The sequence below is a fragment of the Psychrobacter sp. FDAARGOS_221 genome (genome assembly GCF_002313155.2).
Classification (GTDB): Bacteria; Pseudomonadota; Gammaproteobacteria; order Pseudomonadales; family Moraxellaceae; genus Psychrobacter.
This window is the reverse complement of sequence record NZ_NWFK02000001.1, coordinates 2,330,240-2,344,712: the sequence shown is the minus strand read 5'-3', so window position 1 is coordinate 2,344,712 and position 14,473 is coordinate 2,330,240. Positions and strand designations below refer to the sequence as shown.

Annotated in this window: 12 protein-coding genes; 2 read left to right on the top strand and 10 right to left on the bottom strand. The window is 44.9% G+C overall.

What is annotated here, in order from left to right:
- Positions 1 to 76: 76 nt before the first annotated feature.
- A complete protein-coding gene (locus A6J60_RS09850) occupies positions 77 to 439 on the bottom strand; it encodes a hypothetical protein (protein ID WP_096065835.1) in 363 nt (120 codons plus the stop codon).
- A gap of 120 nt (positions 440 to 559) precedes the next feature.
- The gene (gene secA, locus A6J60_RS09845; protein ID WP_096065834.1) at positions 560 to 3,358 is read right to left on the bottom strand and encodes a preprotein translocase subunit SecA; all 2,799 of its coding nucleotides are present in this window, start codon (positions 3,356 to 3,358) and stop codon (positions 560 to 562) included.
- Positions 3,359 to 3,780: 422 nt separating this feature from the next.
- Between secA and mutS the strand changes: the two genes are divergently transcribed.
- Positions 3,781 to 6,930, top strand: coding sequence for a DNA mismatch repair protein MutS (gene mutS / locus A6J60_RS09840; protein ID WP_413772384.1), 3,150 nt, complete (start codon positions 3,781 to 3,783; stop codon positions 6,928 to 6,930).
- Between the two features lie 105 nt (positions 6,931 to 7,035).
- The gene (gene fdxA, locus A6J60_RS09835; protein WP_096065832.1) at positions 7,036 to 7,359 is read left to right on the top strand and encodes a ferredoxin FdxA; all 324 of its coding nucleotides are present in this window, start codon (positions 7,036 to 7,038) and stop codon (positions 7,357 to 7,359) included.
- Positions 7,360 to 7,499: 140 nt separating this feature from the next.
- On the opposite strand, the gene A6J60_RS13680 is transcribed toward fdxA, so the two are convergent.
- The 8 genes from A6J60_RS13680 to A6J60_RS09795 all read right to left on the bottom strand — a co-directional run bounded on the left by A6J60_RS13680 (position 7,500) and on the right by A6J60_RS09795 (position 14,191).
- Positions 7,500 to 7,955 (bottom strand): pilin, encoded by a 456-nt coding sequence (locus A6J60_RS13680; RefSeq protein ID WP_413772365.1) that lies wholly within the window; start codon positions 7,953 to 7,955, stop codon positions 7,500 to 7,502.
- Between the two features lie 108 nt (positions 7,956 to 8,063).
- On the bottom strand, positions 8,064 to 8,702 hold the full coding sequence (locus tag A6J60_RS13650; RefSeq protein ID WP_096065830.1) for a type IV pilin protein: 639 nt from the start codon (positions 8,700 to 8,702) through the stop codon (positions 8,064 to 8,066).
- A 99-nt stretch (positions 8,703 to 8,801) separates the two neighbouring features.
- A complete protein-coding gene (locus A6J60_RS09820; protein ID WP_127891445.1) occupies positions 8,802 to 9,665 on the bottom strand; it encodes a hypothetical protein in 864 nt (287 codons plus the stop codon).
- Positions 9,662 to 10,723: a PilW family protein gene (locus A6J60_RS09815; protein ID WP_096065828.1), complete on the bottom strand. Its 1,062-nt coding sequence runs from the start codon at positions 10,721 to 10,723 to the stop codon at positions 9,662 to 9,664. Before A6J60_RS09815 ends, A6J60_RS09820 begins: the two co-directional genes overlap by 4 nt.
- Positions 10,723 to 11,337, bottom strand: coding sequence for a type IV pilus modification protein PilV (gene pilV, locus A6J60_RS09810; RefSeq protein WP_193778051.1), 615 nt, complete (start codon positions 11,335 to 11,337; stop codon positions 10,723 to 10,725). Before pilV ends, A6J60_RS09815 begins: the two co-directional genes overlap by 1 nt.
- A gap of 11 nt (positions 11,338 to 11,348) precedes the next feature.
- On the bottom strand, positions 11,349 to 11,873 hold the full coding sequence (locus A6J60_RS09805) for a type IV pilin protein (protein ID WP_096065826.1): 525 nt from the start codon (positions 11,871 to 11,873) through the stop codon (positions 11,349 to 11,351).
- A 317-nt stretch (positions 11,874 to 12,190) separates the two neighbouring features.
- Positions 12,191 to 12,970 (bottom strand): ComF family protein, encoded by a 780-nt coding sequence (locus A6J60_RS09800; protein ID WP_227526116.1) that lies wholly within the window; start codon positions 12,968 to 12,970, stop codon positions 12,191 to 12,193.
- Between the two features lie 6 nt (positions 12,971 to 12,976).
- Positions 12,977 to 14,191: a phospholipase A gene (locus A6J60_RS09795; protein ID WP_227526115.1), complete on the bottom strand. Its 1,215-nt coding sequence runs from the start codon at positions 14,189 to 14,191 to the stop codon at positions 12,977 to 12,979.
- Positions 14,192 to 14,473: the final 282 nt, after the last annotated feature.

The window sequence follows — 14,473 nt, the reverse complement described above, 5'->3', positions numbered from 1 at the left end:
CTTGCCTAGCGATTTTCTGTTATCGCTTGAGATCTACGACAAGGTAATAAAAATAAAGCAGCAGACAATAATACGATTACTGTTGTGACTCAGCTTCTGGCTGCGCGGCAGGCTCTGCTGCATCAGACTGTGGTCGTGGCTGCTCAGTCGGCGCCGCAGGTGGTGGCGTCGCAGAAGACTGCTCTAAACCGATATCTGAGGCTGTATCTGACTCTGATCTGGCTTCTTCAGCCATTTCTGACTGTGCATCAACTTCATCTAAGTCGTCTGCCACAATAACAGGCGCGTTATCTTCAGCTGGTTCAGCTGACATCATTACTTCAGCCTCTTCTGTTGGCTCAGTCTCTTCCGATGTTTCTTTTTGACAGGCACTCAGACCAATCACAGCGGAAAACAAAGTGCCCCACAGCATAAGCTTTAATGATTTGGTTTGGATCATAATAAGTATCCTTTATTTTTACGTATTATCACGCAAGGGTCGCACATAACCACGGTTGTACGTGCTCATGTGCTATCAGTCTTCTATCAAAAATATACAAGACCTATTAATTAACACAGACTAAGAAATTTTGCCATGACACTGCTTATAACGCAATCCAGATCCACAAGGACATGGGGCGTTACGGCTAATATTCAGTTCGGCATAAGGGTTGTCACCCTCGTCTGCACCCTGACCTGCAGCGGCATTGGCATTTTGCGCATTGATCTGCATATTGACTTGCGGCTGATTTAAAGCAGCCACTTCAGGGTCACTGTGACGCTCACCGGTCAAGCTGTCTAGCTCATCATGTTCAAACATCATGCGCTGACGCTCAGCCTGTGCTTGACGTTCAGCTTCCATCGCCTCTAACTCTTCTTTAGTCGGGATATGTACACGAGATAAATCTTGTACCGTATCAGACTTAATGGCACCTAGCATCATCTGGAACAAGTCAAACGACTCACGCTTATACTCTTGCTCTGGGTTCTTCTGAGCATAGCCACGTAAGTGAATACCTTTGCGCAGCTGATCCATTTGAGTTAAATGCTCTTTCCAGTGACGGTCTAAGCTTTGTAGCATGAAATGACGCTCAAGCTGAGCCGCATTCTCTGGTGTCATCTGCTCACGGCGATGACGATAGCGCTCAATGGCAGTGTTAATAATCTTCTCACGCAGACCATCTTCATCAAGGCGACGGTCTTCGTCTAGCCAATCGTTAATTGGCATGTAGTATTTAAATTCGCTTTCAAGCTCATCTTCTAAGCCGTCAATATTCCACTGATCATCAATCGATCCTGGCGGTACGAACTGACTGATTAGCGCATCATACACATCACGGTGCATCTCTTCGATGGCTTCTTTAAGATCGGCTTCTGCCAACAAGTCATCGCGCTGTGCATAAATCACTTTACGCTGTTCGTTAGCGACATCATCATATTTTAATAAGCTCTTACGGGCATCAAAGTCACGGCTTTCAACCTTACCCTGCGCATTCTCAATAGAGCGAGATACCATTTTGTGCTCAATGGCCTCATCTTCTTTCAGGCCCATCGCGCGCATCATATTGACCACACGATCACCAGCGAAGATACGCATTAAGTCGTCTTCTAGTGATAAGAAGAAACGTGATTGACCAGGGTCACCTTGACGGCCCGCACGACCACGCAACTGGTTATCAATACGGCGAGATTCGTGACGCTCAGAACCAATAATATGTAGACCACCGGCAGCTAATACCTCATCGTGACGCTTTTGCCACGCTTGTCTGAGGCGTTCCATCTCTTCTGGGCTAACGTTTTCAGGATCAACAATCTGCGCCTGCCAGTTACCGCCCAAGATAATATCGGTACCACGACCCGCCATGTTAGTGGCGATGGTGACCGCTTTTGGACTACCTGCCTGCGCAATGATTTCTGCTTCGCGCTCGTGCTGCTTGGCGTTCAATACATTGTGCTTGATACCGGCTTGATCTAATAAATAAGACAGCTCTTCACTGGCTTCAATGGTCGCGGTACCAACCAACACAGGTGCACCTTTGGCTTGAATCTCTTGAATTTCGCGGATAATACCTTTGTATTTACCCAGCTTGGTTAAGAAGATTTGGTCATCTAAATCAATACGCGCAATCGGCTTGTGGGTAGGAATAACCACTACATCAATGTCATAAGTTGATTTAAATTCTGCCGCTTCTGTATCCGCCGTACCTGTCATACCCGACAGCTTTTCATAAAGACGGAAGTAGTTCTGGAAAGTAGTGGTAGCAAGCGTTTGGTTTTCTGCTTGAATCTCAACACCCTCTTTGGCTTCTACTGCCTGATGTAGACCATCTGACCAGCGGCGACCTGGCATAGTACGACCGGTGTTTTCATCAACAATGATAACTTCGCCATTATCGACGATATAGTGTACGTTTTTAACGAAGATATGATGCGCACGAATGGCTGCTTGCACGTGTGCCAATAAGGGCAAACGGGTTGGGCTATATAAGCTTTCATTCTCGCCCAATTCACCGACTTCAATTAAGAATGACTCAATCTTCTCATAGCCTTTTTCGCTAATTTCGATAGAGCGGTTTTTTTCGTCAATCCAGAAGTCACCGTCTTCATTTTCTTTGTTGGCTTCTTCATCGGTTGAGCGTGTTAGACGAGGAATAATGTTGTTAATCAGCGCATAGGTTGCAGAAGAATCATCGGCCTGACCTGAGATAATCAACGGCGTTCGCGCCTCATCGATTAAGATAGAGTCAATTTCATCGATGATACAAAAGTTTAGGGCACGCTGTTTCTTTTCTGCTAAGCTAAACACCATGTTATCGCGCAGATAATCAAAGCCGTACTCGTTGTTGGTACCATAAGTGATATCGGCTTGATAGGCTTCCACTTTTTCATGCGGCGGCTGCTGAGAGTAAATGACGCCAACGGTTAGACCTAAGAAGTCGAATAATGGACGGTTTAACTCGGCATCACGGGCAGCAAGATAATCGTTAACGGTAACAACGTGTACCCCTTTGCCACTGATGGCGTTTAGATAAATGGCTAGGGTTGCCATCAGGGTTTTACCCTCACCGGTGCGCATCTCAGCAATTTTACCTTCATGTAAGGTAATACCACCGATAATCTGCACATCATAGTGACGCATGCCAAGCACACGCTTTGAGGCTTCACGACATACCGCAAAGGCTTCAGGTAATAAAGAGTCAAGGCTTGCGCCTTCATCAAAGCGACTTTTGAATTCTGCCGTCTTATCCCGAAGCTGTTCATCTGATAAGGCAGATACCGCCTCTTCTTGAGCATTCACTTTTGCGACAATCTGACGCATTCGCTTTAGCTCACGATCGTTTTTGGTTCCAATGACGCTTCCGATTATTTTTGACAACATAACTTTGTAGACCTACCTATCGACTTAGTCGTGCATATTCAGGTGCAGACCAAAAAAAATTTTATTTATTATATATGGTAACAGTATTGATAGATACAAGGGCAAAACATTCTCTAGCATAATTTTTTTACTATTTATTAAAAATAACAGATAACAACCCCTATTAAGACCAACATTTGCTACGATGCCCTGTTTACAGCTGCTCATGTTCACTGGCCATGTTAAAATGAGCGCATAATTGACAATACAATAGACCTGACACAATACATCTGACTAAAAACACACCACATCGATTGCATCATTCTCATATTCATCTAACACTTATTAGTCCTTAAAATATGTCTAACAGCCAAATTTTGAAAAATGATTCTACCCTAATAACCATTGCTGGCAATGTGTATGACCTCAATGACCACACGCCAATGATGGTACAGTATCTGACGCTAAAGTCGCAATACCCTCACGCGCTACTACTATACCGTATGGGCGACTTTTACGAGCTATTTTTTGAAGATGCTTATCGGGCCGCCAAAATTTTGGATATCACCCTAACCCGCCGCGGTAACGATAAAGCAGGCAATAATATTGCCATGGCAGGTGTGCCGTTTCATGCCGCAGAAAGCTATATGGCACGCCTTATTGCAGCCGGTGAAACGGTGGTGATTTGTGAGCAAATCGAAGCAGACGCTGATAGCGATTCGACATCAAAAGACAGTGCATCAGATAAGCCCAGTGCCTCAGCTAGCAAAGGTATTATGCGCCGTGAAGTGGTAAAAACCCTCACCGCTGGTACTTTGACCGATGATGCCCTGATTGCACCAGACCATACCCCAAGCGTGGTTGCCATTGACTTTAACGTTAGCAAAAATATACAAACGGCAACTGCTGCTCAAGCGCGCAAATGGCAAGTCGGTGTCAGCCAAATGGACATCAACGCCGGCACCATTCGTACCCAAACCATCGATATCGATGATTTATTAGATCATCAATCACTAGCCTCTAGTGATGCCAATAGTACTTATCAGCAGTGGTTAAAGCAACGCATCAGCACTGTTCTGACACGCTTTGCGCCAAGTGAAGTTATTATCTCTGAAAACACCTCAGATGAGTGGCGACATTGGCTGCAAGATACGCTGTACTGCCCTGTCATCAGTGTCGCGGCCAGTGACTTTCATCCAACTCATGCGGTTGCAACCATTTGTCGTCAGTTTAATGTGCAAACCCTTGAAGGGCTTGGTATTGCTGACAGTACAGTGGCGCAAACTACCACTGCAGCGCTGATTCATTATGCTCAGCAAACCCAGCAGAGACACACGCCTCAACTGACTGAACTCATCGTTGAGCGTGACGCAGATTATCTGATTATTGATGATATCAGCAGCCGCAATCTTGAGCTGTTTGCGCCAGTCAGTCCCACTGGTACCAGCTTGCTAAGCGTGGTTAACCAATGCCAGACTGCTATGGGGAAGCGTCTATTGAGCAATCAACTAAAGCGACCACTGCGCCTATCAGCAGCATTGGCCACACTCAGCTCACGTTTGGATGCAGTTGAATGGTTTATGCAGCAGCCCTCTGCTGCTAACTTAACGCCACTAACTCAAGCCTTGCAAAGCATCGCTGATATAGAACGTATCAGTAGCCGTATTGGGCTGCACAGTGCTAAACCACGTGACTTAAGACGCTTGGCAGACAGCATTCATAGTAGCCAACAATTAGCAACTGCACTGGAACAGTTGGGGCTTGAACCATTGCAACTGGAGTCCCATGAGGACGAGCCATTAGATAGCGAATCATTAGATAGCAAGTCTTTAGAAAACATAGAAACACCTAATAGCTCAGATAGTGTCGCTACAAGATCGCCAACTTTATTGGCGCAGCTACTGACGTGTCTGCCGCAGCAACAGCAGGCGCTGCAGTCTATTGCAGCATTGTTAGATCAGGCCATTGTTGCTGAGCCACCGGCACATATTCGTGATGGCGGTATGATTGCCACCGGTTATGATGCCGAGTTCGATCGCTTAGTTCACTTGCATGACAACATTCAAGACACACTAGATGCGATGGCAGAAGAAGCCCGCCGTGACTATGGTTTACCCAGCCTTAAAGTTGGTTTTAACAAGGTCAGTGGGTTTTATTTTGAGTTGCCAAAAGGACAAGCCAGCACCGCACCTGATGTGTTTATTCGCCGCCAGACCTTAAAGAATAGCGAGCGCTTTATCACAGAGCCACTGAAGAACTTAGAAGTCGAATATCTTGAAGCACAAACCAATGCCCTAGCTCGTGAAAAAGCCCTATACCAAGCGCTACTGGTACAGCTAAGTGAGCAGCTTCATTACTTACAACAGTTAAGCGCGTCCATTGCTCAAATCGATGTGTTACTAAACTGGGCATTGTTGGCAAAAGAAAACAATTGGGTACGTCCACAACTTGACGCCACCGCCAGCTATCTTGATATCAAAGACGGTCGCCACTTAGTGGTCGAGGCCATGAGCCAGCCAACTGCGAATGTTCAAAGCTCAGCAAGTGCAGTCAGTACTGCTTCTCATTTTGTTGCCAACGACTGCCAGTTGGGCACCGCCCAAAATCCAGAGCGCCTGCTACTGATTACCGGCCCCAACATGGGCGGTAAGTCGACCTATATGCGCCAAACTGCGTTAATTGTACTGCTTGCTTGCTGTGGCAGCTTTGTACCGGCATCAGAAGCCATCATTGGCGACATTGACCGTATCTTTACACGCATTGGCTCTGCCGACGACTTAGCCGGCGGTAAATCAACCTTTATGGTCGAGATGATCGAAACCGCCCAAATCTTAAACCTCGCCAGCAATCGCTCTTTGGTATTGATGGATGAGGTAGGACGTGGCACCTCAACGACCGACGGATTAGCCATTGCCCACGCTTGTGCACGCCAGCTCTGTCATCTTGGTAGTTTGACGTTATTTGCTACCCATTATTTTGAGCTTACTAAACTCAGTGAGCAGCACATATCAAACTCTTTAGCAGATAGTGATACGGAAAATTCGGGAAAAGAAGATACGCTAAATCAACAGCCACTTGCTATTAGAAACGTGCATGTTGCTGCTAGCCAAGTGGATGGTCAACTTCTGCTATTACACAAAATTAAAGAAGGCGCTGCCAGCTCAAGCTTTGGACTTCATGTTGCCAAAATGGCAGGTATTCCCGAAGAAGTACTGATCAATGCCGAGCATTATTTACAGCGTCAAAAGCAGCTGACTCAATGGGTGATTGATCAGCCCGACAATTTGCAACTCACCTCTAACGCTAATAATGCTAAATTCGATAAAGCTTATGCTAATGCTGACGATAGCCAACCAATAACTGAGAAAGCTGCGGCACAAGAACCGCAACAGGATTATCAATTACCCCTGTACGCCGACGAACCTAGTGTGACCCAACAACCAGAGTCAGCAGCATCAATGCCTTTAGATGCTAAGGCTCAGGCAGCACAACGCATTATTGATCAGCTTAATAAACTACAGCCTGATGAGTTAACGCCCAAGCAAGCACTGGATTTAATTTATCAATTAAAACAGCGTATAAAAATTGACTGATGCGAATTTGTGAAAATATGATTAACAGGGTAAAATATCTCCCTAAAATAAATCTTATCCCTTACTTTACTCCCAACTTACTTATCTTGATTAAGGTAGCTCGCTATGACATTTGTTGTCACTGATAATTGCATCCGCTGCAAATACACCGATTGTGTTGAAGTCTGCCCTGTGGACTGCTTTTATGAAGGGCCTAACTTCTTGGTTATTCATCCTGATGAATGTATTGACTGTGCTCTTTGTGAGCCTGAGTGTCCAGCCAATGCTATTTTCTCTGAAGATGAAGTGCCTAAGGGCCAGGAAGAGTTTATTGAGCTGAACGCTGAGTTAGCCGAAGAGTGGCCAAACATTACAGAAATGGATGGTCCAATGCCTGATGCTGAAAAGTGGGATGGTGTCGAAGGCAAGATCCAGTATTTAGAGCGTTAGATATCAGCCCGTTTTAAATATCGGTTTAAAATAAAAAACGGGCCACTAAATATCTCGCCATTAAGTAAGAGGCGGTTCAGTTTAACGACTGAACCGCCTCTTATTGTTTTTAGTTATAAAATAGTTTTACTCTAGACTCTCTATAATGCCGCTGGCTTAATCCAAGTTTGCAATGCCCCTTCAGTATCTAACAAATAGCAACTGCCAGACTCTACGCACTGCACTTTAAAGTTACCCGGCTTTACTGATTGAGTGGTAAAGCTTGGCGCTACCACTAGGCTATCTGCAGTTGGCAAATAAGCATTGGCTTCTAACGCTTGACCTTGAGCCAATCCTGCTGGCACCACACCCACTGGCGTTTGTGAACAAGCGGACCAATTCACAGCGGGCATTTTATCTCCTTGCGCCGCTGTAATCAGTTGCACGCCAGCGTAACCACGCGCCTCAGCCAAACAGGCACTGTCAGCCGCTTGACGCACATAGTTTTGATACATCGGCATAGCAACCAACGCCAATATACCGACAATGGCAACCACTATCATTAGCTCAATTAGGGTAAATCCTTGTTGCGTGTTCATCGCACTTCCTTTGTTCATCGCACTTCCTTATAGTTATTTAGGTTTAAGGTATGTAGATAAGGGATGTAGAATAGTTATGTCGAACGGTTATCACTGCAAGTATTTGGGTACAAATCGTATTGAGTGCTACCAACTGTGCTCGGCTGTGCAGGTTATCAGCTGACTGATATCAAGTTGGATACTACTATCCTGATCATTAGCCTGCTGCTCAATCTGCCCAGTACCTTGCTGAGTTTTAATAGTGCTCATTTGGTTATCAAATCGGCAGCGCTGACCCACACTGTCTAGATAATAGGTATCTGCCGCAGCCATTATTCGCTGCTGTGGATTGGGCGTGAGCGACATACGCCAACCATTACCACTGGTTTGAGGCTGACTCAAAGCAAATGCGCCCCTCGCCCCTTTTAAGGTCAATAAATAATAGTAATTACTGGCATCACTGCCAATCGGTAAGTAAAGCAGCCCTGGTTGCTGTTGTAAAAGTTTTCCCTGCTCATTACTCATTGCTTTGGTCACATCAAAGCCAGCATAACTCAGACGCTTTGACTGCCACCGACTTAATTGATTTGCCACCAGTAATGCTTGCTGCTGTGCTAGAGTTTGCCATTTATCGCGTTCAATCTGCTGATAACTCGGCAGCGCAATTGCTGCTATCAGCGCCATTATCAGCACAACTATCATCAGCTCAATCAAACCAAATCCACGTATAGATGGGTTTGCTGACTGCGTCAACTGTGCCTGAGTTAGGGGCTGTGCTTTGGTCATAACGACTCTCTTAAGCTGAATATGTGCCTCAAACTAAGCTTTTTGTATATATACCTTTAAAAAACCAGATCTGGCTAAGGTCACAGGTATTTGACGTTATCACAGACTGCCACCTGAAGTATCTAGATGATTGCCATAATCAAACCACTCTAATGGAATGAGCTTAGCTGTCTGCGGGTGATACAAATAATCTTGTACCTGCAAGTTATAAGGCGTCTGGGTCTGCTGTAGACAAGCAACTTGGCTTAAAGATGCTATATCTGATGCATTACTTGCTAAGCTATGCTGCAGTTTACGATCAACCATAGACAATGCTAAGCACGCCTCTACTTCACTTAAACTGGCATCACTTAAGATTGGCATCACTGACACCACATACGTCCGTATCCGTACCGGCTGGCTAACTAATGCTGTAGTTGTATCTTGCGTTGCATCAATTACACTTGGACTTAAGGAATCTGGTCGGACTAATGAGACTTGGGTGGCAACCACTTGCCGCGCACTGGTAAAGTAATTGCTCTGGCTATTATTAATACGGCAATAGCCTTCTTTATTTTGGGTTAATCCAGATTGACTGATAATTTTATGCTGATTGGCTCCGGCATAAAGCGTATCCCGTTGGGTTGGCTGATAGCACAGCACATATTCAGCAGTTGCAAACTGCTCGCCAGAGCGTAACAAATAACCAATGGGACCTATATCACTCAGCCACTGTGACAACAAAACTGGCGACTGTATCACCTGCTCAATACGAACCAAAGGCACATCTGAGGCATGAAATAACAGTTGATTGACCTGAGCGGCTGTGGTCAAATCCAAAGAGGTCTGTGAGTCTCGAAGCGCTATCACACTGGCAGCAGACAGTAATAGCACCATAAACAATACAATAACCAGTGCCATTCCTTGCTGCTGTGTTGGTTGCAGCTGTACGGGTTGCCTTTGAATTCGCCGAAGCTGACTCATCGAGTACCCTGACTCTTACTAAGCTGACTGTTCACAACCTGACTGCTCTTAAGCTGACTGCTTCTAAGCTGGTTGTTTCTAAGGTACACCACACTGTTCAAGCTGCGACGTATATAGCTGGGTGTTTGCTGCTTTATAATGCGCTCGCTACCATTAATCACAAAGCGACTTTGACTGCTATCACTGGCCACTAATGCACTATTACCACGACTGACAACCCCAATCTGAATGGCGACAATAGGCGCTTGGTACACATAGCTTAAGCTTGCATTACTCGAAGCTGCGGTAGTCAAATAAGTGTCAATTGGCATATACGCCAGACCATTGGCCAGCATCACACCCAGCTTAACATTCAAATAATCGACTCGGTTCATCACAATCACCCCATTATCGCCAAACCCAACTAAAGAAATCTGATTGCTGGTTAGTGCATCTGCATCTAAACCATCGGGCAACTGATAACGTCCGGCATCACAAGCCAATACAATGGCCAAATCTTTGGTCTCATTTGCAGCTCTCTGACGATCAGTACGGGTAAAAAAGCGTTCAATGACCATATCACCCTGCTTTAACGCATCTCCTTCACAGTCAAAGCCATCAAATGGCGCTTGATATTGAATGGTCAGCTGATCACTAAGCTTAGCGTCAGTCACATTACTCGGTCCTACACTGCTACGAGTCAAAAGCTGAGCATCTACACCTTGAATCCCTCGTAAGTTACCAGACAGCAGTGGCTGTCCCGATTCATTATTTAATCCACTTTTAATAGAGCCGGTAAATACCACACCGGTCCATGCTGTTTGCTGCTGCATGGGTGTTGCAGCGCCCAAATTGGCATGTGCAATTTGTTGATTGACACTGGCAAGGCTAAATAAAGCGGCATCTTGTACTTCAGCCACCGACATCTGAATTTGGCGACTTCGGATACTGTGTGTGAATAATTCAAAGGCTGAAGCGCTGACAATCAGCCCAATACTCAATGACAGCATTAGCTCAATTAAGGTTAACCCTTGTTGATTATGTGGCATGTGTTGGCTGATGCGCTTTAATGGCTGCATCAATAGACTTCTCTATAGACACAATCTGCCTGAAATAAGTAACTGCCACTATCATCAAAGCAACCGGTCACTGCCTGATTATCGGTGGTTGTAATCTCAGTTGAGGCGCTTGCGTATCCTGCTAAGGTGCTATTCCAAGCCACGACCAAACAATGGGTCTTAGCATGGTTTTGGGTACCTGGGCAGGTGACCATCGCCAGCCGCATCCCTTGTGCCAAGGTCTGCTGGCGTAATATGGCCACATCATTACTGGCGGTTTGAGACGGCTCACAGCCATTGGTCAGCAAACAATTAATATGGCTGGGGGTTGTGTTTGATGCCAATAATTGTTGATAAAGACTGATATCAAGCAAGTCTTGATTGACACGGATTCTTTCGGTCGCTTCGGTCAAAATAAGTAGTGCCTGCATCCGCATAACTGCATCATCGGTTGCACTGAGCGACTGCGCTTGTAATGCGATATAACCCAATGCCGCAGCTGACAATAGCAGCAAAGCGACCAGCACCTCAATAAGACCAAACCCCTGCTGCGAGCTACTGACAACAAGGGTTCTACTATTGGCTTGTGGTTTTGATTTTGGCTTGGGTATACGCTCAGGCAAGGGTATTATCATCCATGTGGCCATCAATCCTGCCAACGATCATCAAAAGCGCATTGAGAACGATGACACTTTAGTCCTTTAAAATTAATACTTAACACGCCGTCATCTCGCAACATAGCTTGTGGATTTGGCGTGGCGATCAGTTGCCAATGCGCTGACCCAATCTGCTGCAAATCAGCGGTTAACGGTGTCAGCGATAAATGGTATAAAGCAGGACCGAGTTTAGGATATTTATAAGCAGGCGCATGGCTTGAGTTATTAAGAGGAAGAACACCGCTACTCTCTGTCCAAGTATCGGCTTTGAATACAGACGCCAAGCTAATATTTGAATAAGTGGCTTGCGTTAATTTCTGCGCATGGATGTCCACGGCTAGATTTTGCAATACCACCATCATTTGTACCCGTCTGGCATTGACGCTATATTTCTGGTAACTGCTATAAGCAATCGATACCAGAATACCAACGACAACCATCACCATTAATAGCTCTATTAAGCCGTAGCCTTGCACAGCTTTGGTTTGAACAAATTTGCTATTAAGGCATACCATGTATTTCTTCCACGAACTCTTCCTTGAGCTGATACGCCTAAAAGCAGTCCTAACATCATTTTATTAAGCAAATGGCTTTTTAAGTAGATGGCTTTTTAATTAGATGACTTTCAGATAGTTTTGATGACCTAAATTTTGATAGTCCAATTTTTACAATCTAAAAAACATCTAACTCAGCAAGCCTAAACTCATCATCTATTAAACTAGATAATTTAATAAATAACAACAGTATTTTAATATTTGTTAAATAGATAATGCACTACTGCTTTAAGTCCAAAAATAAATTTCAAATCAGATAACCCTGAGCTTACGATTGTCTAATGCCCATGCGATAGGCTATAAGCCAGTATTTTAGTCTTCGGATATTGATTTAATAGGGTTAATGCTAGGGCTGACAAGGTAGCTCCGGTGGTCACTACATCATCAAAAAGTAGCAGGTTTCGACAAGGCGGTTTTTCAATCACCTGAAAGGCTTGCGACATATTGGATTGACGCTGGTGTCGATCGAGCCCTTGTTGACTGCCTGCGTCATCGATTCGAACCACGCCATGCCATAATGGAATCTGCCAATGTTGTGATAGATAATGGGCCAATACTGCCACTGGTTCAAAGCCTCGTACTGCGAGTCGGTGCTCGGTAGTGGGTGTGGCTAAAATCACACTATTGCCGCCATGACAGCCTTGAGGACGCGGCAGCTGACGTAAGGCATGAACCAAAATAGGCAAAGCACTCAGCTGCTCTTTATATTTAAAATTAATAATGGCAGTGCGCAAATAATTGACATGAGGTGCTGCCGATTGAATGGTCAATGCATCAAACACTGACACGCTCTGTGCTTGTTGCTCAGGCTTTAGCAGTGATAAAGACAGTTCATACGTGGCAGGCAGCCAGTCTAAGTCTTGATGACAGGCATGACAAACCAAGTACGAAAAAAAAGGGTGCTCTAATTGAGCACCCTTTTTTGCAAATGAAATCGTCGCCACGGGATAGATACGGCAAACACAGCACACTTTTTGTAAGTACTGCACTCGCCACATGCCTAACTGATACATGGCCGGTATGGTATGACGTTTTTTGGTCAACCCATTGATGGTCAAGCCAACCTACAGACCTTTCCAATCATTTAAAGACAGACCTACACCAACCGCTGTGGTGTCTTCGTTATAATCGATAATAGACTCACCATAACCGTGGAAAAGCTGAATAAAGGCATGTAAATCACGGGTAATTGGATGGGTATAATCTACTTGAATCGCGCCTTTATTGGTCGCTAAGTTATAACGACCGGTCGCCGCTAGGCTCTCACCCTTACCGAAGTCATATAAAGCTTGAACTTCACCATGACCATAATAGTCAGTAATATCTGGGTTATCACTACGACGTGAGTTGTCGCTCTGCTTTACGTGGTACCACACCTTAGGCACGATACTGAACTTACCCCACTCAGCACCGCCCATCAAGTAGATGCGGTTCCATGAGCGTGATAAAGGATCCGATTGACCATTTGAATGGTGAATCGCACCCGCGCCTAGCATGCGTAAGCGACCATTAAATGGCAAGTCGGCTTTAACCGGTTGAGTGATAAACACTTCCGGCATGTAGTCAGTCGCTCTAAACGGACGTGAGTATTCTTTGTTATAAACCTGCCAATGCATTTGCTGAGTATAACCAAACCAAACGTCAGCATTGGTATCAAAGACGTCTTCTGCAATTTTGGTCTTCAAAGAAATTTGCGCTTTTAACTCAAGCGGATCGTACTGGTCTTCATAATCAACTGCATCAGGTACAGGCTGAGTCGGCGTACTTGGATTACGGTTTGGATTGAAGTGTGCAAATGCTGGCAACAGATAAATCGCATTATGCGGTCTCACTGTCCAGGTACCGTTTTCACTATTTTTATCCAAGTCATAGGCTAAGCTTAATGGGGTATAAGGCGCAAAGTCATCAACGGTAATACCGGCTTTGCTTAAACGCTCGTCACCAGCAGCAGTAACTGCACCCGTTTTATACTCTTCAGGATCTTCGTCATTCTCATTCTCAGCAAAAACAGCAGTTGGACGACGATCGCTTAGGGTTGCTCTAACACTACCAGCTAAATCAAGTGGTGTTTTTTCACGTCCAAGTGTCAGCTCTTCACCGGCCAAAACTTTGTCAAAACAAGCCAATCGAGCCGCATCTAGTTTTAACTGAGAACATCTATAAAATCCATCAGCAGCTAAAAATTGTCTGTCTGCTGCCGTGTTAGAAGTGGTCGCTGCCTGTGCGCTGCCCATACCTAATAAGGGGGCAACACATGCGGCAAAGAGTGAAGCTGTCAAAACATTAGGCTTAGATGCTAATGTCTGAACGCATCGCGTGAGAGGCTGAAATGTTGTCATGCCTATTCCTGATATGTATTGTAAAAATGTCATTATACTATTAAAAAATAGCGAACCAAACACAATTATGAAAAAAGAATTAACGAAATTGAAACAATTAAGATAAATTCTTAATAGTCAGAAGAACTTACAAGGTGAACTTAAGGCTAAAAGATGAACGTAATAATTATGAACGTAACAGTAAAGCAATTAGATTAATACTGTATGACTTTAGCCATCAAT